Here is a 21,372-nt window from a genome sequence, read left to right on the forward strand (position 1 = left end):
TTGTCCGTGTGACCGTGAACGCTGATTCCCACGCCGTCGCCAAGGCGACCTGGCGAGACCTGCCCGCGGCGCAGCAGCCCGAGTACCCCGATGCCGAGGCTCTGCGCGATGTGATCGCGGACCTCGAGTCGTATCCTCCGCTCGTCTTCGCCGGCGAGTGCGACCAGCTGCGCGCCCGGATGGGAGCCGTCGCCCGTGGCGAGGCGTTCCTGCTCCAGGGCGGCGACTGCGCCGAGGCCTTCGACGCCGTGTCCGCCGACCACATCAGGGCCAAGCTCAAGACGCTGCTCCAGATGAGCGCCGTCCTCACCTACGCGGCCTCCGTGCCCGTGGTGAAGGTCGGCCGCATCGCCGGGCAGTACTCCAAGCCCCGCTCCAAGGGGACCGAGACCCGCGACGGCGTGACCCTGCCGACGTACCGCGGCGACTCGGTCAACGGCTTCGACTTCAACGAGGCCGCCCGCATCCCGGACCCCGAGCGCCTGAAGCGGATGTACAACGCCTCCGCCTCCACGCTCAACCTGGTGCGCGCCTTCACCACCGGCGGCTACGCCGACCTGCGCCAGGTGCACGCCTGGAACCAGGACTTCGTGAAGTCGTCCCCGTCGGGCCAGCGCTACGAGGCGCTCGCCCGCGAGATCGACAACGCCCTGAACTTCATGAAGGCCTGCGGCACCGACCCGGCCGAGTTCAAGGCCGTCGAGTTCTACGCCTCCCACGAGGCGCTGCTGCTCGACTACGAGGGCGCCCTGACCCGTACGGACTCGCGCACCGGCAAGCTGTACGACACCTCCGGCCACATGGTCTGGATCGGCGAGCGCACCCGCCAGCTCGACCACGCCCACATCGAGTTCGCCTCGCGGATCGCGAACCCGATCGGCATCAAGCTGGGCCCGACCACCTCGGTGGACGAGGCGCTCACCTACATCGACCGCCTCGACCCGGACCGCGAGGCGGGCCGGCTGACCTTCATCGTCCGCATGGGCGCCGACAAGGTCCGCGACAAGCTCCCCGAGCTGGTCGAGAAGGTCACCGCCTCCGGCGCGGTCGTCGCCTGGGTCACCGACCCGATGCACGGCAACACCTTCGAGGCCGCCTCCGGCCACAAGACGCGCCGCTTCGACGACGTCCTCGACGAGGTCAAGGGCTTCTTCGAGGTCCACAAGGAGCTGGGCACCCACCCCGGTGGCATCCACGTCGAGCTCACCGGCGACGACGTCACCGAGTGCGTGGGCGGCGGCGACGAGATCTTCGTCGACGACCTGCACCAGCGCTACGAGACGGCCTGCGACCCGCGCCTGAACCGCAGCCAGTCGCTCGACCTGGCGTTCCTGGTGGCGGAGATGTACCGCGATCAGTAAGTGGCTTCCTACGACGACGGGGCGCGGATCCTTGTGATCCGCGCCCCATCCTCGTTTTCAGGTCTTTTACGGCCCCGTCCCGCCGGGTAAGGTTAGGTTAACCTAAACGATCTCGGCGGGAGGTGAACCGCGTGTACGTCTGCTCATGCTTCGGTGTCACGGAGAAGCAGGTGAAGGAGCACGCGGACGCGGGCGCCCACACGCCGCGCCAGATCGCCTCCGCCTGCAAGGCCGGAACGGACTGCGGTTCCTGCGTCCGTCGTATTCAGGCCATTCTCGGGCGCGGCAACTGCCCCCGGCGCGAGCTGGTCGACCGGGGCGTTCCCGCCCTGGCGGCCGAGACCGCCGTCGCTCCCGTCACCGTCCTCGGCGAAGCCGCCTGACCCCGTGGACCCGGCCCCGGGACGGGGTCAGCTCGGCTGCTCGATGAGCGTCGAGATGTAGAGCGCCTCGCCCAGGGACTCGATCAGCTCCAGCTGCGTGTCCAGGTAGTCGATGTGGTGCTCCTCGTCCGCGAGGATCTCCTCGAAGAGGTTGGCGGACGTGATGTCCCCCTTGGCGCGCATGACCTCGATCCCGCGCTTGAGGCGGTCGATCGCCTCCACCTCGACCTGCCGGTCCGCCTGGAACATCTCGGTGATGGTCTGACCCACCCGCACGTGGAAGAGCCGCTGGTAGTTGGGCAGGCCGTCGAGCATCAGGATGCGCTCGGTCAGCTTGTCCGCGTGCTTCATCTCGTCGATGGACTCTTCACGGGTGTACTTGGCGAGCTTCGTCCACCCCTTGTTGTCCTGGATGCGGTAGTGCAGCCAGTACTGGTTGATGGCGGTGAGTTCGCCGGTCAGCTGCTCGTTCAGGAACTCGAGGACCTCGGGGTCGCCCTGCATCGCAGAGACTCCTTCCACTTCCACGTTGTGTGTCTGTGCCGTAACTGGGCAGGATGGCCGCATCCTCGCACCCCGAATGGGGGGCGTCCAGTAAGTACAGGCTTAGTGGGAGTTGCCCCGATGGGGGGTGCCGGGGTGGTCGCCTGGTCATGACCACCCCTTGCGGTCTGTCACCATGGATGCCATGGGTCAGCCGGAGAGCGGAGCACACCGGGAAGCGGATCGGTCGGATCGTTCGCCGGACCTTCCGGCGGATCTCCCGCCGGGGCAGCGGCTCCAGCGCGGCTGGCCGGTCACCCACTACGGGCCCGTACCCAAGTTCAAGCCGGACCGCTGGGAGTTCCGCGTCTTCGGGGCGACGGCCGACGGCGACAAGCGGTGCTGGAACCACGAGGAGTTCTCGGCCCTCCCGTTCTCCACGGTCACGGCCGATCTGCACTGCGTCACGAAGTTCAGCATGATCGGGGCCGAATGGGGCGGCGTGCCCGCCCGGACTGTCCTGGAGCTCGCCCCGCCCGCCCCCCAGGTCACCCACGTGATGGTCTGGGCCGAGTACGGCTACAGCGCCAACATGCGGCTCGCCGACTTCGCCTCGGACCGCACGATCTTCGCCACCCACAAGGACGGGGAGCTGCTCACCGCCGAGCACGGCTTCCCGCTGCGGCTCGTCGTCCCCCACCTGTACGCCTGGAAGGGCCCGAAGTGGGTCCGGGGCGTGGAGTACATGGCCGCCGACCGGCGGGGCTTCTGGGAGGAGCGCGGCTACCACAACCTCGGCGACCCGTGGCGGGAACAGCGCTACTCGTACCAGGAGGAGCCCGGGGACGGGCCCGAGCTCTGACCTCGTCGCCCTCCTACGGGCGCAGCTTCTTCAGGAGCTCCACGTCCGCCTTGTGCCCCTCCTTGCCGCCCGGCGTCTCGATGACCAGCGGCACCCCCTCCGTCGCCGGGTGGCGCAGCAGTTCCCGGAAGGCGTCCTCGCCGATGTGACCGGCGCCGATGTTCGCGTGCCGGTCCTTGTGGGCGCCCACGACGTCCTTGGAGTCGTTGGCGTGGATCAGTTTCAGCCGTCCCGCGCCGACGGTCTCCACCAGCAGGTCGAGGGTCTGCGCCGCCCCGAAGGGGCCCGTCAGGTCGTGCCCGGCGGCGAACACGTGACAGGTGTCCAGGCAGACGCCCAGCTTGGGGTGGCGGTCGAGGACGTCGAAGTACGGGCCGAAGTCCCAGGTCCGCGAGCAGAGCGAGGAGCCCTGACCGGCCGTCGACTCCAGGAGCAGGTCCGGGTCGTCCGGGTGCGTCAGCTCGTCGAGCAGCGGCAGCAGCCGCTCCCGCACCTGGGCGAGCGCCACCTCGCGCGGCCGGCCGCCGGTCGCCGAGCCGGTGTGCACCACCACGCCCTTCGCGCCGATCTCCCGGCCCCGGCGCAGCGAGTGCCGCAGCGACTCCACCGACCTCTCCGCGGTGGCCTCGGTGTGCGAGCCGAAGTTGATCAGGTACGGGGCGTGCACCCAGGCCGACAGGGACAGCTCCGCGCACTCGGCGCGGAACCGCTCGTCCTGGGCCGGATTGCCGACCGGGGTGGCCCAGCCGCGCGGATTGGCGACGAAGACCTGCACGGTCTCGGCGCCCAGCTCGCGGGCGTAGCCGAGGCCGACCGTGGCGAGACCGCCGGCCACGGGGACGTGGCCGCCGACGGGGTTGCGCATGGGTTTCTACAGTCCCTTGATCGTGAGGGTGATCACGGAGCCCTCGGGGGCGGTGGAGCCGCCCTCCACGGACTGGCCCGCCACCGTGTCGCCGAGGTACGGGAAGGTCTTCTTGACCTTCACCTCGAAGCCCGCGTCCTCCAGGGCCGCGCGGGCGTCCTCGGTCGGCTCGCCGGTGACGTCGGGGACCTCGATCAGCTCGGGGCCCTTGGAGACGGTGAGGGTGATGGTGTCGCCCTCGGCGGCGCGGCTGCCCTCCGCGAGGGACTGGGCGGCGACCGAGCCGGCGTCCTCGGGGGAGCTGATCCGCTCGGGGGCGACCCGGACGGTGAGCCCGGCCTCCTGGAGCGCGGCCGTGGCGTCGGCGACGGCCTCGCCGGTCACGTCGGGCACGTCGATCGGGGAGCCCTTGCTGACGACCAGGGCGATCGCCGAGTCGGGGGCGCGCTCGGTGCCGGGCTCGGGGTCGGAGCCGATCACGGCCCCCCGGGCGACGGAGTCGCTGAACTCGCGGGTGACCACCCCCGCGACCAGGCCCTCCTTCTCCAGGGCCTTCCTGGCCTCCGCGAGCGGCTTGTTCCTGAGGTGGGGCACCTTCACGATCTCCGGGCCCCGGGAGAGGGTGAGGACGACCGTGCCGTTGCCCCGCAGGCGCTCGCCGGGGGCCGGGTCGACGGCCATGACGGTGCCGCGCTCGTACACGTCGCTGAAGGCGCGCTTCGTGGTGCCGACCTCCAGGCCGGCGCCGGTGATCCGCTCCGTCGCGGCGGCCTCGGTCTGGCCGAGGACGGCCGGGACGCGGGTGAACTGGCCGGAGTTGATGTACCAGACCCCGCCGCCCAGACCGAGGACGAGCAGGACGGCGGCGATCACCAGCAGCGGGCCGCGCGGCGGCAGCCGGCGGGCGCCGGGGGCCGGGGGCGGCTCGGGCGCCGGCATCCGGCCGGTGTGCCGCACCTCCAGGACGTCGGCCTCCGCCGGCAGCGGGAGGTCGATCACGCTGGTGCGCTCCTCGGCCGGCACGGCGCGGGCGATCACGCTCGTCCGGTCGTCGGCGGTGTCCCGGGCACCGGACCGCGCCTGCGGCGGCACCGCGTCCAGCTGCCCGTCGGTGAGCGCGGCCCGGGTCTCCAGGACCAGGCCGAGCAGGGCGACGGCGTCGTGCGGACGGGCCTCGGGGGAGCGGGCCGCGGCGGCCGCGACGAGGCCGTCGAGCCCCGGGGCCAGCCCCGGCACGGCGGCCGAGGGCGCGGGCACGTCCGTGTTCAGGTGCTGGTAGAGCACCTGGGCGGGCGTGTCGCCCGCGTGCGGCTTGCCGCCGGTCAGCATCTCGTACAGGACGACGCCGCAGGCGTACACGTCGGCGCGGGTGTCGGCGGTGCCGTGCTCGATCTGCTCCGGCGCCAGGTACGAGACCGTGCCGAGGACCGAGCCGGTGGTGGCGGTCGCCGAGCCCACGGCCCGGACGAGACCGAAGTCCGCGACCTTCACCCGGCCGTCGTCCCCTATCAGGACGTTCTCCGGCTTCATGTCCCGGTGCACGAACCCGGCCCGGTGCGCGGCGCCGAGCGCGGCGAGCACCGGCTCCAGGATGTCGAGCGCGGCCCGGGGCGCCAGGGCGCCCCGCTCGCGCAGCACGTCGCGGAGGGTGCAGCCGGGGACGTACTCCATCGCCAGGTAGACGTACGCGCCCTCGGCGCCCTGGTCGAAGACGCCCACGACGTTGGGGTGCGCCAGCCGGGCGACGGACTTCGCCTCGCGGATGAACCGCTCGACGAAGGCGGCGTCGGTCGCCAGCTGCGGGTGCATCACCTTGAGCGCGAGGACGCGGTCGAGCCGGGTGTCGACGGCCCGGTAGACCGTGGCCATCCCGCCGACGGCGATGCGCGCGTCGACGCGGTAGCGGCCGTCGAGCAGCCGCCCGACGAGGGGGTCCTGAAGGGTCGTGTCCACGGCGACGAGTCTACGAGCCGCGCACACGCGTCCGGTGCGCCCGCCCCGCACCGCAGCAGACCTGTGACGAGCGCCCCGGCCTCAGAACGCCGGGCGCTCCGGGTCCAGCCGCGCCAGGCCCTCCACCGGCGACGACGCCTCCGCGAAGTGGCGGCGCGGGATGCGGCCGGCCCGGTGCGCGAGCCGCCCCGCCGCGACCGCGTGCCGCATCGCCGAGGCCATCAGGACCGGTTCCTGCGCCCGGGTGACGGCCGACGCCAGCATCACCGCCGCGCACCCCAGCTCCATCGCGAGCGCCGCGTCCGACGCCGTGCCGGCCCCCGCGTCCAGGATCACCGGCACCCCGGCCCGCTCCGTGATCAGCCGGAAGTTGTGCGGGTTGCGGATGCCGAGCCCGGAGCCGATGGGGGAGCCCAGCGGCATGATCGCCGCGCACCCGGCGTCCTCCAGCTTCCGGGCGAGGACCGGGTCGTCGTTGGTGTACGGCAGGACGGTGAAGCCGTCGTCGACCAGGGTCTCCGCCGCGCTCAGGAGCTCCTCCCCGTCCGGCAGCAGGGTCCGCTCGTCGGCCACGACCTCCAGCTTGATCCAGTCGGTGCCGAGCGCCTCCCGGGCGAGCCGGGCGGTCAGGACCGCCTCGCCGGCCGTGAAGCAGCCCGCCGTGTTGGGCAGGACCCGGATGCCGAGCCGGTCCAGGACGGAGAGGACCGAGCCCTGGACGGTCGGGTCCAGGCGCCGCATGGCGACCGTGGTCAGCTCCGTGCCGCTGGCGACCAGGGACCGCTCCAGGACGTCGAGGCTGGGCGCCCCGCCGGTGCCCATGATCAGGCGGGAGGAGAACTCCGTACCGCCGAGGACGAACACGTCGTCGGACATCGCGCTCAGCCCCCCTGCACCGCGGTGAGGACCTCCACCCGGTCCCCGTCGCCGAGCGGCGTCGACGCCCACTCGCCGCGCGGCACCACCGTCTCGTTCAGGGCGGCGGCCACCCCGGAGCGGGCCGTGGTCAGGGCCGCGACGAGGGCGTCGAGGGAGACGGGGCCGGAGAGCTCACGCGCCTCCCCGTTCACGAACACGGTCACGGGCGCGGACGCGTTCACGGACGCGTCGCTGGTGGGCGGGTTCGCGCTCATGCGGGCTGCTCCTGACGTACGGGAGGGACGGGGGAGAAACGGCGGGGGGTGAAGGGGCGCGCCTCGTCGGGCAGGACGCCCGTGGCCAGCACCTCGGCCATGACGTCGCCGGTGACCGGGGTGAGCAGCACCCCGTTGCGGTAGTGGCCGGTGGCGAGCAGCAGACCGGGCAGGGCGGTCGGGCCGAGCAGCGGCGCGTTGTCCGGGGACGCGGGGCGCAGCCCGGCCAGGGTCTCGGTGAGCGGCAGCTCGGTGATCCCGGGCACCAGCTCGTGGGCGTCGCGCAGCAGCTCGTACACCCCGCCCGCCGTCACCGTCGTGTCCCAGCCCAGTTCCTCGCTGGTGGCGCCGACGACCAGCTCGCCGTTCTCGCGGGGCACCAGATAGACGTGGCTGCCCCGGACGACGGCCCGCACGGTCCGCGAGAGGAAGGGGGCGTACGCGGCCGGCACCCGGAGCCGCAGGACCTGGCCCTTCACCGGGCGCACCGGCGGGAGCACCTCGTCCGGCACCCCCGCCAGCCGCCCGCTCAGGCTGCCCGCCGCGAGGACGGTCTGTCCGGCCTCCAGCTCCCCGCCCCCGGCCAGGACCACGCCGCGCGCCCGGTCCCGCACCACGCTCAGCCGCTCCGCGAGGACCCGGTGGAAGACCACCCCGGCCCGCTCGCAGGCGACCAGGAGCGCGGCGGCGAGCCGGCGCGGATCCACCTGGTGGTCGCCGTCGACCCGCAGGCCGCCGCGCACCCCCGGCGCCAGCATCGGCTCCAGGCGGCGGCACTCGCGGCCGCTCAGCCACTCCGAGGAGAGCCCGCAGCGGGTCTGGAGGGCGTGCAGCTCGCGCAGGTGCGCCCGGTCGTCGGCGTCCAGGGCGACGGCGAGGGTGCCGCAGGCGCGGTGGCCGACGTCGAGGCCCGTGGCCTCCTCCAGTTCGGCGACGAAGGCCGGATAGCGGGCGGCGGAGGCGAGGTTGAGCCCGAGCAGGGTCTCCTCGCCGTAGTGCAGTTCGGTGACGGCGGCGAGCATCCCGGCCGCGACCCGCGCGGCCCCGCCGCCCGGCTCCGGGTCGACGACGGCGACTTCCAGCCCGCGCCGCGCGGCCCGCCAGGCCGTGACCAGGCCGATGATCCCGCCCCCGACCACGAGGACGTCGGTCCCCCGGACGTCGGGAGCCCTTCGCGCTTCGGAAGAACGCATGGGCGTCCAGCCCCTCCCTTCGCCGGCATGACCCGGATCAGGTTCGTACGGTCGGAGGCCGTCCAGCCTCCCTCTCAGCCCGGTGCGTCCGGGCTCCCGCGAGTGCTTTACGCCCGCCAGACTAGCTTCCGCCGGGCGCGTGCCACGAGGGGGCCCGGCCCCCCGCCCTTCCTGACGGGAAGTCAGGTACGTAAGGTGACCGTGTGAGCGAGCAGAAGCAGACCCAGCGGCGCGTCGTGGTCGTCGGCGCCGGGATGGCGGGCGTCCAGACCGCCGTCGCCCTGCGCGAGCAGGGCTTCACCGGCCCCGTCACCCTCATCGGGGCCGAACCCCACCAGCCCTACGACCGGCCCCCGCTCTCCAAGGCGGTCCTCCTCGGAAAGGCCGAGGACTCCGCCTTCGACGTCGACTTCGAGGACCTCGGCATCGAACTCCGGCTCGGCGTGGACGTCACCGGACTGCGCGCCGCCGACCACGAGGTCGACACCGAGGCCGGGCCCGTCGCGTACGACACCCTGGTGATCGCCACCGGCGCCCACCCGCTCACCCTGCCCGGCTCCGACGGCGTCCCCGGCGTCCACCTGCTGCGCACCCTCGACGACGCCGTGCGCCTCGGGCCCGTCCTGGAGCGCCGCCACACCGTCGTGGTCGTCGGCGCCGGCTGGATCGGTGCCGAGTTCGCCACCGCCGCGCTCGGCGCGGGCTGCGCCGTCACCGTCGTCGAGGCCGCGGACCTCCCGCTCGCCGGGGTCCTGCCCGTCGAGGTCGCCGCCCCCCTGGCCGAGTGGTACGGGGCGAACGGCGCCGAACTCCTCACCCGCGCGCGCGTGGACGCGGTCGAACCCGGCCGGGTCCTCCTCGCCGACGGCCGCGCACTGCCCGCCGAGGCCGTCGTCGTCGGCATCGGCGCCCGCCCCGCCACCGCCTGGCTCGCCGGCTCCGGCATCGCCCTCGACCCGAGCGGCGCCGTCACCGCCGACGACCGGCTGCGCACCTCCCTGCCCGACGTGTACGCGGTCGGGGACTGCGCCTCCTTCCCCTCCGCCCGCTACGGCGAGCGCCTCCTCGTCCACCACTGGGACAACGCCCTCCAGGGCCCGCGCACGGTCGCCGCCGCGATCGTCGGCGCCGACCCCGGGCCGTACGACCCCGTGCCGTACTTCTGGTCCGAGCAGTTCGGGCACTTCGTCCAGTACGCGGGGCACCACGCGGGCGCGGACGAGCTGCTGTGGCGCGGCACCCCGGCGGACGAGACCTGGTCGGTCCTCTGGCTGCGCTCCGGCGCGCCGGTGGCCCTCCTCACCGTCGGCCGCCCCCGCGACCTGGCCCAGGGCCGCAAACTGATCGAGACGGCGACCCGGCTCGACCCGACCCGCGCGGCGGATCCCTCGGTACCCCTGAAGGCGGCGGTGGAGTAGGCCCGACTACCGGCTGTCGGTCCGGGATGGCAGGCTTGTCCCGTGACCGAGATTGACGCAAAGATCGATGCTCTCGTCCCCGCCTGGCTCTACCTGCCCGACATCGCGGAGATGCTCGATGTCGAGGTGACGCGCGTGCGGCAGCTGGTCAAGGACGGCCAGCTCATCGCCGTGCGCCGCGGAGAGAACAACGCGCTGCAGGTGCCGGCCGCCTTCATCCAGGGCGACAAGGTCGTCAAGGGCCTCTCCGGGACCCTGACCCTGCTGCGGGACGACGGCTTCACCGACGAGGAGATGCTGGAGTGGCTCTTCACTCCGGACGAGAGCCTGCCGGGCACGCCCGCGCAGGCGCTCGGCGAGAACCGCGGCACGGAGGTGAAGCGCCGCGCCCAGGCGCTCGCCGTCTGACGCGCCCGGCCTGACGCGCGCCGTCCGGCGCACACGGTCCGGCGCGCGCCGCCCGACCCGCACGGCCGGACGCCCCGCACAGCCCGGTGCGCGTCGTCCGACACGTACCGAAGACACCACCCGCGGGTGTCGTGGCGGCCGGTCCCCCAGGGGGCCGGCCGTCGCGGCGCCCGCGGCACCGACGGGGGGAACCCACCCATGCCCACGCCTCGCGAGCGCCTCGCCGACGCCCGGCTCTACCTGTGCACCGACGCCCGGAAGCGCCAGGGCGACCTGCCCGCCTTCCTCGACGCCGTGCTCTCCTCCGGCGTGGACGTCGTGCAGCTCCGCGACAAGGGCATGGAGGCCGCCGAGGAGCTGGAGCACCTCGCGGTCTTCGCCGAGGCGGCGCGCCGCCACGGCAAGCTCCTCGCCGTGAACGACCGGGCCGACGTCGCCCACGCCATCGGCTCCGACGTCCTCCACCTCGGCCAGGGCGACCTGCCCGTCCCCGCCGCCCGCGCGATCCTCGGCGACGGGATCCTGGTCGGCCGCTCCTGCCACGCCGAGACCGAGGTGGCCGCGGCCGCCGCCGAACCCGGCGTCGACTACTTCTGCACCGGCCCCTGCTGGCCCACCCCCACCAAGCCCGGACGGTACGCGCCGGGGCTCGACCTCGTGCGGTACGCGGCCGGCCTGGCCCAGGACCGCCCCTGGTTCGCCATCGGCGGCATCGACGGGACCAACCTCGACGAGGTCCTCGACGCGGGCGCGCGCCGGATCGTCGTCGTCCGGGCGATCACCGAGGCCGACGACCCGGCCGCCGCGACCGCCGCCCTCGCCGGGCGCGTCCGGGAGCGCGCCGGGCACTGAGGCCCGCCGGGCCCGCGTCCACCACCCGGACGGACCACGGGCCTGCCGTCCGGAATGTGTCCGAAAAAGTGTCCAGCAGTCGGACAGGGCGGACGTGGCCCGCCGCACCCCGTCTAACCTGCCGGTATGGCCCTTGGTACCGCTTCCGTCCGCTCGGACCGCGCCCGCACGGTCCGCGACATCCTCGCCTCCGGCGGCACGTCGTACTCCTTCGAGTTCTACGCGCCCCGGACCGAGAAGGGTGAGCAGAGCCTCTGGAAGGCCATGCGCCGGGTCGAGGCGGTCGGCCCCAGCTTCGTCTCCGTGACCTACGGCGCCGGCGGCACCACCCGGGGCGGCACCGTCAAGGCCACCCAGAAGATCGCCTCCGACAGCACCCTCACCCCCGTCGCGCACCTCACGGCCGTCGGCCAGTCCGTCGCCGAGCTGCGCAACATCCTCGGCCAGTACGCCGACGCCGGGATCCGCAACATGCTCGCCCTCCGGGGCGACCCTCCGGGCGACCCGCTGGGCGAGTGGATCGAGCACCCCGAGGGGGTCCGGTACGCCGCCGACCTGGTCCGGCTGATCAAGGAGTCGGGCGACTTCTGCGTCGGCGTCGCCGCCTTCCCCGAGATGCACCCCCGCTCCACCGACTGGGACACGGACATCCGGCACTTCGTGGACAAGTGCCGCGCCGGCGCCGACTACGCCATCACCCAGATGTTCTTCGACCCGGAGAACTACCTGCGACTCCGCGACAGCGCGGTCAAGGCGGGCTGCGAGACCCCGATCATCCCCGAGGTCATGCCCGTCGTGAACGTGAAGACCCTCGACCGGCTGCCCCAGTTGAGCAACGCCGCCTTCCCGGCGCGCGTGAAAGACCGCATCCTCGCCGTCAAGGACGATCCCGCCGCTGTACGCTCCATCGGTATCGAGTTCGCGACGGAGTTCTGCGCGCGTCTGCTGTCCGAGGGCGTCCCCGGGCTGCACTTCATCACGCTCAACAGCTCCACCGCGACGCTCGAGATCTACGAGAATCTCGGACTGCACCAGCAGTCGTGACCGGTCGTACCCGCCCCGACCCGCGGCGGTGACCGTGGAGAGGGGCGGCGGGGCATGGGGTGGACGGTCCTCTACATCGCGTTCGGCGTGGTCGCGCTGTGGCTGCTGGGGGAGGTGCTCCTCCAGTACAAGGCGCGGCTGCGCTGGCGCGTGCTCGCCTTCTGCGGCTTCCTCTTCGTGGTCCTGGGCGTCCTGCTGCCCTCGGTCCCGGTGATCGTCGCCGGCGCGCTCGCCTTCGCCGTCGGCCAGACGTACGTGACGCTCTCGTTCCGCCGCGGCTTCTCCACCGGCTGGGCGATCGGCGGCAACCCCGGCGCGAGCCGCCGCCGCAGGTCCGGCGCGCCGGCCCAGGCCGGACCCACCCTGGAGGTCACGGACCTCTCGTACGACGAGCCGGACGCCGCCCACCACGGGCCCGGGGAGCGCCCGGAGACGGTCGCCGGGGGCACGGAGGTCTACGAGCCCCTGCCGATGCCCGACGACACCGGCCAGTACGGGGTCTACGACACCGGCCGCGACGCCGCTCCCGCCGCCGGCCAGGGATACGACCCGGCGGCCTACGCCCCCTACGCGGCGGGATACGAACAGGCGGGATACGAGCAGGGGTACGAGCAGCCCGCCCCCCAGCAGGGGTACGACTACGGGACCGCCGGGCAGCAGCAGTACGCCGCCTACTCCGACCCGTACATCGGCCCGGGCACGGACAACCAGCAGTACGGCACGTACTACGGCGACCCCTACGCCCCCTCGTACACCTACGACACCCCGCCCGGCGGGGTCTGGGTCCCGCAGCAGCGCGACACCGAGCCGGAGCCGCAGCAGCAGGCCCCGGGCCCGTACGGCTACGAGCCGCACCAGGACGACAAGGAGCAGTACCGGTACTGAGGCCCGCGGGCCCGCCCGGGCCCGGCAACCCGCCCCGGGCCCCGGGAACTCACTGCGAGCCGCGGAAGTCCGCGCCCTCCACGATCAGCCCCGCCACCAGCGCGCCCGACATGCCCGCGTGGGCGAGCCCGCCGCCCGGGTGCGACCAGCCGCCCGCGAAGTACAGGCCCGGCAGCGGCGAGCGGTTCCCGGCCGGGAGCAGCCGCCCGCCCGCCCCGGCGAGCGCGGGTCCGGGCACCTCGGCGGCGCCGGTGTCCCGCCGCACGTCCTCCGGGGTGCGGACGTGCCGCCACAGCAGCCGCTCCCGGAGGTCCGGCACCGCCCGCCCGGCGGCCTCGACCATCAGGTCGGCGAACGCCTCCCCGTCCCGCTCCCGGTCCGTGCGGACCGTCGCCGTGACCGTCACCGCCTCGTGGTCCGCGTCCGGGCGCAGCGCCGGGTCGTCCGGCCGCAGCACGGTCACCGCAGGCCGCCCGCCGTCCGCGTGCACGACCGTGCGGTGGACCGCGTCCGCCTCCCGGGCGCCGCGCAGGGCCAGACAGACCGTCACCCGGCTCGTGCCGAGGACCTGGTGGCGCGGCACGTCCTCGTCGCCCCGCTCCCACGCGACGACGTGCTCGCGGTGGAGCGCGGGGACCGGTGCCCCGGAGACCACGTGGTCGGCGGCGACCTCCTCGCCCCCGGCGAGCCGCACGCCGGCCGCCCGGCCGTCCTTCTCCAGGACGTCCTCCACCGGCGCGCCGAAGACGAACTCCACCCGCCGCTCCCGGCACCGCTCGTACACCGCGTCGGCGAGCGCCCGCAGGCCCCCCGCCACGTACCAGCTGCCGAAGGTCTGCTCCATGTACGGCAGGACGGCGGCCGCGGCCGGGGCGCCGGCCGGGTCGAAGCCGTACGACCACGCGTACGCGTCCAGGAGGGCGGCGAGCCGGGGATCGCGCAGCTCCCGCGTCCCCACCTGGGCCAGCGTCCTCGTGGGGCGGCGCAGCAGGCCGGCCTTCGGGGCCGGGTACGGCTCGCGGGCGAGCGGCGCCGGGTCGGCCGGCTGCGGCTCCTCCAGGAGCGGCCGGCGGGTGCGGTCCCAGGCCTCGCGGGCCCGCGTCAGGAAGGCGCCCCAGCGCTCGCCCGCGCCCGCGCCGAGCGCCGCGTCCAGGGCGGCGACCGTGCCGGCCCGGGAGGCGTTCGGCAGGTCCACGCGCGTGCCGTCGGCGAAGACGTGACGGCCCGCCGGATCGACCTGCGTCAGCGTGACGCACCGCTCCAGGGGCTCCTTGCCCGTCTTCACGAACAGGTCCCGGTACACGGCGGGCAGGTGCAGCAGCCCCGGGCCCGTGTCGAAGGCGAAGCCGTCGCGCGCGTACCGGCCCACCGCGCCGCCGTGTGTCGCCCCCCGCTCGTACACCGTCACCCGGTGGCCCGCCACGGCCAGCCGGGCCGCCGCCGCCATGGCGCCGAGTCCCGCGCCGATCACCACAATCCGTGCCATGCCGGCGAGCCTATCCGGCCCCTCCGACGGCCCCGGAGGAGAGGTCAGGGGCGGCGCGGCCCGTCGTCGGGCGGGGGCGGGGTGCGGGCCCCGGCGGCGAGCCGCCTCTCCTCCCGGCGCTGGGACCTGCGGCGCAGGAAGCGGCGGATCCGCCGGGCGAGGAAGACCACTATGACCAGGCCGAGCAGCAGCAGGACGCCCGCGACGACCGCCGCCGCCACCGGATGGAAGATCGCGAAGGTGACGACCGCCGCCACGCCGAGGTCCTCCGCCAGGCTCACCCCGATGTTCGAGAACGGCTCCGGCGAGGTGTTGACCGCCATCCTCGTCCCCGCCTTGACGAGGTGGCTCATGAGGGCCGTCGAACCGCCGACCGCGGCCGCCGCCAGCTCCGGCAGCGACCCGTCCTGCCCGGCGAGCAGGGCGCCGACGACGGCCCCCGCGACCGGCCGGATCACGGTGTGCGCGGAGTCCCACACCGAGTCGACGTACGGGATCTTGTCCGCCACCGCCTCGCACAGGAACAGCACGCCCGCGACCACGAGCACGTCGGTGCGCTGCAGGGACTCGGGCACCTCGTCGGTCAGACCGGTCGCGCCGAAGAGGCCGAACAGCAGGACCACCGCGTACGCGTTGATCCCGCTCGCCCAGCCGCTGGTGAACACCAGGGGGAGTACGGACACGCCCGTGATCGTAACCAGGTCTGAGTACCCGTACCTAGGGGGCGAGATGAGTAGGCGCGCGGATGGGCCCGGCGGCCCCCGGAGGAGAGAGTGGAGACCACGGAAGGGGCGCGGCTCCGGAACCGCCGGCACGGGGCGGCGGAACGGGGCCGCGCACCTGCCGGTGACGGAGGGCACGGGGGCACGGGGGTGCGCCTTCCGGTACGGGGGTACGACGGGAAGCCGGTGCGGCGAGGCTCGGGGGGATCGAGCCTCACCGCACCGGCTTCTTCCGTGCCCGGCGGTTCTCCGCGTACGGCGCTTCCGCGTGTACGGGCGCTTCCGTATGTACGGGCGCTTCTGCGTGTACGGGCGCTTTTCCGTCTCCACGCGCGCGTGGAGAAGCCGGTCAGTGGCGGCCGCCCACCCGGCCGTGCAGCAGCCGGGAGAGGGCCGCGTGCACGTCGTCGAGGGAGCGCTCGCTCTGGAAGGCCTGCCAGTCGAGCGCCGCCACGAGGACCATGCCGACGAGCGCCGCCGCCGTCAGCGGGACGTCGATCTCCTCGTTCAGCTCCCCGGCCTCGACCCCCTCGCGCAGCACCCCCTCGACCACCGCGACCGCCTCCTGGCGGACCACCAGGAGCGTGGAGTTCCAGGCCCGGTTGGTGCGCCAGAGCTCGGCCACGTACAGCTGGGTGAAGGCCGGGTAGCGGTCGATGAAGACGAGGCCCGCCCGGATCATCGCGTCCAGCGCGTCGACCCGGCTCCCGCCGCGCCCGGCGGTCTCCTCGGCCGCCGTGCGCAGGGAGGCGGTGAGCAGCGACACCCCGTGGCGCAGCAGCTCCTCGAAGAGCTCGGTCTTGCTCTTGAAGTTGTAGTAGACCGTGCCCTTGGCCACGCCGGCCCGCTCGGCGATCTCGTCCACCGTCGTCGCGGAGAAGCCCTGCTCCGCGATGAGCGTGACGGCCGCCTCGTAGAGCTTCGCGCGCGTGGCCCGGCGTCTGGTGCTGCTGCTGTCCATGGGGTCGATTCTCACAGGTGTCACGGGTGGTACCGGCCCTGTCTCACAGGGTCAGTTCGGGATGGAGCCGGTCCAGCGTCCAGACCTGCCGCCTGCGGGCCGACACGGCGGTCAGGGCCAGGGCGCCCAGGGTGAAGGCCGCCAGGACCGCGCAGGACTGCCAGACGGGTTCGAGCCCGCCGCCCGTGATCAGCCGCCGCAGCGACTCCACCACGTACGTCATCGGCAGGAAGGGGTGGATCGCGTTGAAGAAGGCCGGGCTGGTCTGGACGGGGTACGTGCCGCCCGCCGAGGTCAGCTGGAGCATCAGGGCCGCGAGCACCAGGATCCGGCCCGCCGCGCCGAAGCGGGCGTTGAACCACTGGATGATCGCGGTGAAGCAGCAGGTGACCAGGGCGAGGAAGCCGATCGTGCCGGCGGCCCGCGCCATCTGGAGGCCGAGGCCCCAGTGCAGCACCGACATCAGGGCCCCGACCTGGAGGAGGCCGATCGCCGCCACCGGCAGCCAGCCCGCGAGCGCGATCCGCCAGGCGGAGCCGCCCGCGGCGAGCGCGCGCCGGTTCAGCGGCTGGATGATCATGTACGCGACCATCGCGCCGACCCAGAGGGAGAGCGGGATGAAGTACGGGGCGAAACCGGTGCCGTAGTTCGGCGCCTTGTGCATCGATTGGGAGGCGAGCCGCACCGGGTCGGCCATGACCTCCGTGCGCTTGTCGCGGGCCTGCTGGTCGTAGTCCGGGATCTGCGCGACCCCGTCGCGCAGCCCGCCGGCCAGCTCGCCGGAGCCGTCGGCCAGCTTGAACAGGCCGCCGTCCAGGTCGCCGGCACCCTTCTTGAGCTTGCCGACGCCCGCGTCGAGGTTCACCGAGCCGGTCTTCGCCTCGCCGATGCCGGTGTGCAGCTTCGCCGCGCCCGCCGCGACCTTCTTGGCGCCCGTGTTCAGCTCGTTGATCTTCCGGATGGCGTCCTCGACGTCCTCGTCGAGGTGCGGCGCGCGGGCGGCCAGCTCGTCGGCCTGCTTCTTCAGCGTGACCAGGCGCGCGTTCAGGGTCTTCAGGTCGCCGTTGCCGTCCTTGGTCAGCTCGTGCACGTCGTCCGTGATGACGGCCACGTCGCCGGCGGTGACCGCGGCCCGCTTCAGGACCTTGCACACCCGGTCGTCGGGCTCCGGGGCCTCCACGCAGGCCTCGCGGTGCAGCGCGGCCATGTCGGCGTCGGCCTTGTGCGCGGCGGTGCGGAGCTGGGGGCCGCGCTTCACCAGGACGTCGAGGTTGTGCTGGACGGCGGTGGCCGAGTCGGAGACGAGCCGGGCGGTGTCGCGGATCGACTTGCCGTTGTTCGCCAGGTAGGGGCGGACCTTGTCGGCGGTGCCGTTCACTTTGTCGGCGAGCGTCTGCGTGCCGGTCGCGACCTTGCGGGAACCGTTCTCCAGGTCCTTGGCGCCCTTGTCGAGCTTCTTCAGGCCCGCCGCCAGGTCGCCGCTGCCGGTCTTGGCGTCCCCGAGGCCGTCCGCCAGGCTCTTGGAGCCCTTCTTGGCCTTGTCCACGCCCTGCTTGAGGTCGGCCGCGCCCTTGGCGGCCTTCTCGGTGGCGTCGTGGATGTCGGAGAAGGAGATGAAGATCTTGTCGAGGAAGGTGCGCGAGGACTTGGTGGAGGCGGCGGTGCGGACCTCGGAGAAGACCGTCCGGGAGATCTGCCCGACGATGTAGTTGTTCGCGTCGTTCGTCCGCACCCGCAGGGCGCCGGTCTCGGGGGAGTCGCCGGAGCTGGAGGCGATGCGGGTGCTGAAGTCGCCGGGCATGGTCAGGGACAGGTAGTACGTGCCGTCCTCGACGCCCCGGCGCGCCTCCTCGTCGCTCACCCGGTGCCAGGCGAAGGTCTCGCTCTCCAGGAGCCCCTTCGTGATGTCGTCGCCGGCGTTGATCCGCTTGCCGTCGGCGGTGGCGCCCCGGTCCTCGTTGACGAGGGCGACGGGGATCTTGTCGAGCCTGCTGTACGGGTCCCAGAACGAGTACAGGTACAGGGCGCCGTACAGCAGCGGCAGCAGTAGGACGGCGACGAGCGCGGCGCGCGGCAGCTTGCCCCTGCCGAAGCGCCTCAGCTCAAGAGCGGCCAGTTTCGGCGAGCGCATCGGCCGCCCCCTCCTCGGTCGTGGACGCGGGGTCGCCCGCGCCGGCGGTCTTCTCGGTGGCGGTCTTCTCGGAGGTGGCCTGCCCGGTGGTGGCCTTCGCGGTGACGGCCTTCTCGGTGGTGACCTTCGAGGCGGTCTTCTCCGTGGGGGCCTGCGCGGGGGTCTTCTCGGCGGTGGCCTTGCCGGGGGCCTTCTCCCCGGCGGGCTCTTCCGCGAGGACCTTCTCCGCGACGGCCTTCTCCGCGAGGGGCGCGGGCGCCTCCGGGGTCTCCCGGGGGTCCGGCTCCTCCGCAGGCTCCTCCGGCGCGAGCGTGGTGATCCGCAGGGCGCCCTCCGGGGCCTCGCTGCAGACGGCGAGGACGGTCGTCCCGGAGGCGGTCAGGGAGCGCAGGAGCGTCCAGACCTCGGTCCGGGCCGCGTCCGAGAGCTTCAGGTCCGTGTCGTCCACGGCCAGCAGCCGGGGCCGCCCGATCAGGGCGAGGGCGATCGAGAGCCGCAGCGCCTCCAGCCGCTCCAGGTCCCGTACGGAGGTCCGCCCGCCCTTCGGCAGGGCGTCCAGGTCGAGCCCCGCGGCCGCCACGGCCTCCGCGATCCGGGCCCGCGCCTCCGCCGCCCGCGTGCCGGGGCGCCGCAGCAGCGCCCGTACGGAACCGTCGAAGCGGTGCTGGAGCAGCGCCCGCTCGTGCAGGTGCTCGGCGACCGTGAAGGCGGGGTCGAGCTCGTTGACGCCCGGGACCTGGCCCAGCGCGCTGATCCGGCGCACCGCGGCCATCTTCCGGGGCAGCGGCAGGCCGCCGACCTCGGCGCGCCCCTCCTTGGCCTTCATCCGGCCGGTGAGCGCGAGGAGCAGACAGGTGCGCCCCGAGCCCGACGGCCCCTCGATCGCCACCAGCGTGCCCGGCTCCGCCCGGAAGGACACCTTCCGGAAGGCCCAGCCCCGCGGCCCCTTCAGTCCGAAGCCGTCCGCGACGACGGCGGCGCCGTGCGGCTGTTCCTCTGCTTCCGCGCCCACGGACTCACCCCCCACTCCCCATTTTTGAACTGACCAGTCAGTCCAAAAGTTACCCCCGTGCCGGGCCCTTCGCAAAACCGCAGGTCAGCGTGATTGTCAGTGGGAGTGGGCACGATGGACACATACGGCCACAGCGCCGTCACGCGACGACAGGAGGCTTCGTCATGGCACGTCCATCCGCAGCAGCCGCACCCCGGCGCCACCCGGTCCCCGCGCACTCCGGACCCGCGTCCGACATCCACCCCGTCTCCCGCCGCACCGCCGCCCCGCCCGCCGCCCTCGACCTCCTCGCCAAGGCCCGTGCCGGGCTCACCGAGGCCGCCGCCCTCGACCGCCCCCACGAGCGCTACGCCACCGCCCACCTCGCCGCCCTGCGCGCCGCCGCCGCGGTGCTCGCCGCCCGGGGCACCCCCGACCCCGTACCCCGGCGCAAGGAGCGGATACGCACCGCCTGGGAGCTGCTCGCCGAGCTGGCGCCCGAGCTGACCGAGTGGAGCGCCCACTTCGCCGCCGGGGCGCCGCGCCGGGCCCGCGCCGAGGCGGGCATCATCAGCGCGGCCACCCCGAGGGAGGCCGACGACCTCCTCAGGGACGCCGAGTACTTCTCCCGCCTGGTCGAGCGGCTCCTCGCCCTCCAGCCGGTGCTGCCCCGCAGCCCCGGGAGCGACGACGCGGGAGGATGATCCGAAAGGCGGGAGCGAGGCCATAGGGTGGGGAGGTCCGTACCCGTCACCGAGGAGTCAACAGCCGTGCCGGACCCTTCCCCCGCCTTCGGACGAGAGGCGACCTCACGCCCGTCGCGCGCCTCCCTGCGCACCGCCGTCGTCTGGGACGTCCTCAAGGACGCCCTGGACCGCCGGGTCGAGGCCACCGGGAAGGACGGTCTCGACGTCCTCGACACGGGCGGCGGCTCCGGCAACTTCGCGGTCCCGGTGGCCCGCCTCGGCCACCGGGTCACCGTCGTCGACCCCAGTCCCAACGCGCTCTTCGCGCTGGAGCGCCGGGCCGCCGAGGCCGGCGTCGCCGACCTCGTCACCGGCGTCCAGGGCGACGTCCGGGGCCTCTTCGACGTGGTCGGGCGCGAGGGCTACGACGCCGTGCTCTGCCACGGCGTCCTGGAGTACGTCGACGACCCCGCCGAGGGCGTGCGCAACGCGGTCGCCGCGCTCCGCCCCGGCGGCAGCCTCAGCCTGCTCGCCGCCGGGGTCGGCGGCGCCGTCCTGGCCCGCGCCCTCGCCGGGCACTTCACCGAGGCCCGGCACGCGCTCACCGACCCGGCGGGCCGCTGGGGCGCGGGCGACCCCGTGCCCCGGCGCTTCACCGCCGAGCAGCTCGCCGAGCTGGCCGACGGGGCCGGCCTGGAGGTCGGCGCCGTGCACGGCGTCCGGGTCTTCGCCGACCTCGTCCCCGGCGTCCTCGTCGACACCGAGCCGGGCGCGGCCGAGGCCCTCCTCCGTCTCGAGGCGGCCGCCGCGGAGCTGCCCTCCTTCCACGCCGTCGCCACCCAGCTGCACGTCCTCGGCGAGAAGCGGGCCTGATCCGGGAGGTCACCCGTTCGGCGGTGCGGGCCACGGCGCTCCATGGAGTACGCCACAGCACGCCCGGTCCGGGCCCCGGCCCCGTATGATCGGGGGACACCATCCGGCATGACGGACGGGGGCCCGGGGAATCAACGCCTCAGCAACCGATCCGCATGGCGGCCCGGATTGGCTATTCGGCATTGTGGGCGGGTTTCACGGGGGCGATTCCCTGCCTATCCTGAAAGGGCCGCAAACCGGTCGCCCCCGCGACCGACGACTAGGAGGACTCCGTGCCGCTCTCGGAGCACGAGCAGCGAATGCTCGAGCAGATGGAGCGAGCGCTGTACGCCGAAGATCCCAAGTTCGCGACAGCGCTCGAGGGAAGCGGACTGCGTACGTACACCCGGCGACGGGTTTACCAGGCAGTCGCCGGCTTCCTGGTGGGTATCGCGCTCCTCATGGCCGGAATGGTCGCACAGCAGATCTGGATCAGCGTGGTGGGATTCCTCGTCATGCTGGGCTGCGCGGTCCTGGCGGTCACCGGATGGCGCAAGGCGCCGAAGCCGGGTGAGCAGCAGCCTGCGGGTGGAACGACGGCTGGCGGCCGTCAGACCCGGCAGCGACGCCCCATGATGAACCGGATCGAAGAGCGGTGGCAGCGCCGCCGCGACGAACAGGGCGGCGGCCACTGACGGCCCCC

22 protein-coding genes and 1 riboswitch are annotated in these 21,372 nt (G+C 73.7%); of the genes, 11 read left to right on the forward strand and 11 right to left on the reverse strand.

Features of this window, described 5'->3' with window-relative positions; all coding sequences use genetic code 11:
* Positions 1-8 precede the first annotated feature (8 nt).
* Together ACIQVI_RS11280 and ACIQVI_RS11285 are read left to right on the forward strand one after the other, a co-directional pair.
* Complete coding sequence (locus ACIQVI_RS11280) at positions 9-1,361, forward strand: class II 3-deoxy-7-phosphoheptulonate synthase (protein ID WP_351970022.1); 1,353 nt, start codon at positions 9-11, stop codon at positions 1,359-1,361.
* A gap of 122 nt (positions 1,362-1,483) precedes the next feature.
* The gene (locus ACIQVI_RS11285) at positions 1,484-1,744 is read left to right on the forward strand and encodes a bacterioferritin-associated ferredoxin (protein ID WP_121828491.1); all 261 of its coding nucleotides are present in this window, start codon (positions 1,484-1,486) and stop codon (positions 1,742-1,744) included.
* Between the two features lie 27 nt (positions 1,745-1,771).
* Here ACIQVI_RS11285 and bfr read toward each other — a convergent pair whose 3' ends face one another.
* Positions 1,772-2,248, reverse strand: a complete 477-nt coding sequence (bfr, locus tag ACIQVI_RS11290; protein WP_015032978.1) for a bacterioferritin — start codon at positions 2,246-2,248, stop codon at positions 1,772-1,774.
* 184 nt (positions 2,249-2,432) lie between these two features.
* Here bfr and ACIQVI_RS11295 point away from each other — a divergent pair, with 184 nt between their 5' ends.
* On the forward strand, positions 2,433-3,089 hold the full coding sequence (locus ACIQVI_RS11295) for a sulfite oxidase-like oxidoreductase (RefSeq protein ID WP_403593938.1): 657 nt from the start codon (positions 2,433-2,435) through the stop codon (positions 3,087-3,089).
* Between the two features lie 13 nt (positions 3,090-3,102).
* On the opposite strand, the gene ACIQVI_RS11300 is transcribed toward ACIQVI_RS11295, so the two are convergent.
* The 5 genes from ACIQVI_RS11300 to thiO all read right to left on the reverse strand — a co-directional run bounded on the left by ACIQVI_RS11300 (position 3,103) and on the right by thiO (position 8,233).
* Entirely contained in the window at positions 3,103-3,954 is an 852-nt protein-coding gene (locus ACIQVI_RS11300) for a deoxyribonuclease IV (RefSeq protein WP_403593941.1), read from the reverse strand.
* Between the two features lie 6 nt (positions 3,955-3,960).
* Entirely contained in the window at positions 3,961-5,907 is a 1,947-nt protein-coding gene (gene pknB, locus ACIQVI_RS11305) for a Stk1 family PASTA domain-containing Ser/Thr kinase (protein WP_403593944.1), read from the reverse strand.
* A gap of 81 nt (positions 5,908-5,988) precedes the next feature.
* Positions 5,989-6,783, reverse strand: a complete 795-nt coding sequence (locus ACIQVI_RS11310; protein WP_351970019.1) for a thiazole synthase — start codon at positions 6,781-6,783, stop codon at positions 5,989-5,991.
* 5 nt (positions 6,784-6,788) lie between these two features.
* Positions 6,789-7,040, reverse strand: a complete 252-nt coding sequence (gene thiS / locus ACIQVI_RS11315) for a sulfur carrier protein ThiS (protein WP_403593948.1) — start codon at positions 7,038-7,040, stop codon at positions 6,789-6,791.
* Entirely contained in the window at positions 7,037-8,233 is a 1,197-nt protein-coding gene (gene thiO, locus ACIQVI_RS11320) for a glycine oxidase ThiO (protein WP_403593951.1), read from the reverse strand. Before thiO ends, thiS begins: the two co-directional genes overlap by 4 nt.
* Positions 8,231-8,343: riboswitch (TPP riboswitch) on the reverse strand. It overlaps the preceding gene by 3 nt.
* 93 nt (positions 8,344-8,436) lie before the next feature.
* Between thiO and ACIQVI_RS11325 the strand changes: the two genes are divergently transcribed.
* The 5 genes from ACIQVI_RS11325 (at position 8,437) to ACIQVI_RS11345 (ending at position 12,840) form a co-directional block, all read left to right on the forward strand.
* Entirely contained in the window at positions 8,437-9,651 is a 1,215-nt protein-coding gene (locus ACIQVI_RS11325; RefSeq protein ID WP_403593954.1) for an NAD(P)/FAD-dependent oxidoreductase, read from the forward strand.
* Between the two features lie 42 nt (positions 9,652-9,693).
* The gene (locus tag ACIQVI_RS11330) at positions 9,694-10,059 is read left to right on the forward strand and encodes an Rv2175c family DNA-binding protein (protein WP_121833853.1); all 366 of its coding nucleotides are present in this window, start codon (positions 9,694-9,696) and stop codon (positions 10,057-10,059) included.
* A gap of 198 nt (positions 10,060-10,257) precedes the next feature.
* A complete protein-coding gene (thiE, locus tag ACIQVI_RS11335; RefSeq protein ID WP_403593959.1) occupies positions 10,258-10,911 on the forward strand; it encodes a thiamine phosphate synthase in 654 nt (217 codons plus the stop codon).
* A 126-nt stretch (positions 10,912-11,037) separates the two neighbouring features.
* On the forward strand, positions 11,038-11,955 hold the full coding sequence (metF, locus tag ACIQVI_RS11340) for a methylenetetrahydrofolate reductase [NAD(P)H] (protein ID WP_121832521.1): 918 nt from the start codon (positions 11,038-11,040) through the stop codon (positions 11,953-11,955).
* Positions 11,956-12,009: 54 nt separating this feature from the next.
* Positions 12,010-12,840, forward strand: coding sequence for a hypothetical protein (locus ACIQVI_RS11345; RefSeq protein ID WP_403593963.1), 831 nt, complete (start codon positions 12,010-12,012; stop codon positions 12,838-12,840).
* Between the two features lie 49 nt (positions 12,841-12,889).
* On the opposite strand, the gene ACIQVI_RS11350 is transcribed toward ACIQVI_RS11345, so the two are convergent.
* The 5 genes from ACIQVI_RS11350 to ACIQVI_RS11370 form a co-directional block, all read right to left on the reverse strand.
* A complete protein-coding gene (locus tag ACIQVI_RS11350; RefSeq protein ID WP_403593965.1) occupies positions 12,890-14,326 on the reverse strand; it encodes a phytoene desaturase family protein in 1,437 nt (478 codons plus the stop codon).
* A 44-nt stretch (positions 14,327-14,370) separates the two neighbouring features.
* On the reverse strand, positions 14,371-15,009 hold the full coding sequence (locus ACIQVI_RS11355; RefSeq protein ID WP_403593968.1) for a DUF4126 domain-containing protein: 639 nt from the start codon (positions 15,007-15,009) through the stop codon (positions 14,371-14,373).
* A 388-nt stretch (positions 15,010-15,397) separates the two neighbouring features.
* Positions 15,398-16,009 carry a TetR/AcrR family transcriptional regulator gene (locus ACIQVI_RS11360; RefSeq protein ID WP_351973870.1) on the reverse strand — a complete coding sequence of 204 codons (612 nt, stop codon included), beginning with the start codon at positions 16,007-16,009 and terminating at the stop codon, positions 15,398-15,400.
* Between the two features lie 43 nt (positions 16,010-16,052).
* Positions 16,053-18,140 carry a YhgE/Pip family protein gene (locus ACIQVI_RS11365; RefSeq protein ID WP_403593971.1) on the reverse strand — a complete coding sequence of 696 codons (2,088 nt, stop codon included), beginning with the start codon at positions 18,138-18,140 and terminating at the stop codon, positions 16,053-16,055.
* The gene (locus ACIQVI_RS11370; RefSeq protein WP_403593974.1) at positions 18,112-19,152 is read right to left on the reverse strand and encodes an ATP-binding cassette domain-containing protein; all 1,041 of its coding nucleotides are present in this window, start codon (positions 19,150-19,152) and stop codon (positions 18,112-18,114) included. Before ACIQVI_RS11370 ends, ACIQVI_RS11365 begins: the two co-directional genes overlap by 29 nt.
* Positions 19,153-19,316: 164 nt before the next feature.
* On the opposite strand from ACIQVI_RS11370, the gene ACIQVI_RS11375 reads away from it, so the two are divergent.
* The 3 genes from ACIQVI_RS11375 to ACIQVI_RS11385 all read left to right on the forward strand — a co-directional run bounded on the left by ACIQVI_RS11375 (position 19,317) and on the right by ACIQVI_RS11385 (position 21,364).
* Positions 19,317-19,835 (forward strand): SAV_6107 family HEPN domain-containing protein, encoded by a 519-nt coding sequence (locus ACIQVI_RS11375; RefSeq protein WP_351973867.1) that lies wholly within the window; start codon positions 19,317-19,319, stop codon positions 19,833-19,835.
* A 66-nt stretch (positions 19,836-19,901) separates the two neighbouring features.
* Positions 19,902-20,690 (forward strand): class I SAM-dependent methyltransferase, encoded by a 789-nt coding sequence (locus ACIQVI_RS11380; RefSeq protein ID WP_403593977.1) that lies wholly within the window; start codon positions 19,902-19,904, stop codon positions 20,688-20,690.
* Between the two features lie 272 nt (positions 20,691-20,962).
* Positions 20,963-21,364, forward strand: a complete 402-nt coding sequence (locus ACIQVI_RS11385; protein ID WP_121832512.1) for a DUF3040 domain-containing protein — start codon at positions 20,963-20,965, stop codon at positions 21,362-21,364.
* Positions 21,365-21,372: the final 8 nt, after the last annotated feature.

The sequence above is a fragment of the Streptomyces sp. NPDC098101 genome, from assembly GCF_044760185.1.
Classification (GTDB): domain Bacteria; phylum Actinomycetota; class Actinomycetes; order Streptomycetales; family Streptomycetaceae; genus Streptomyces.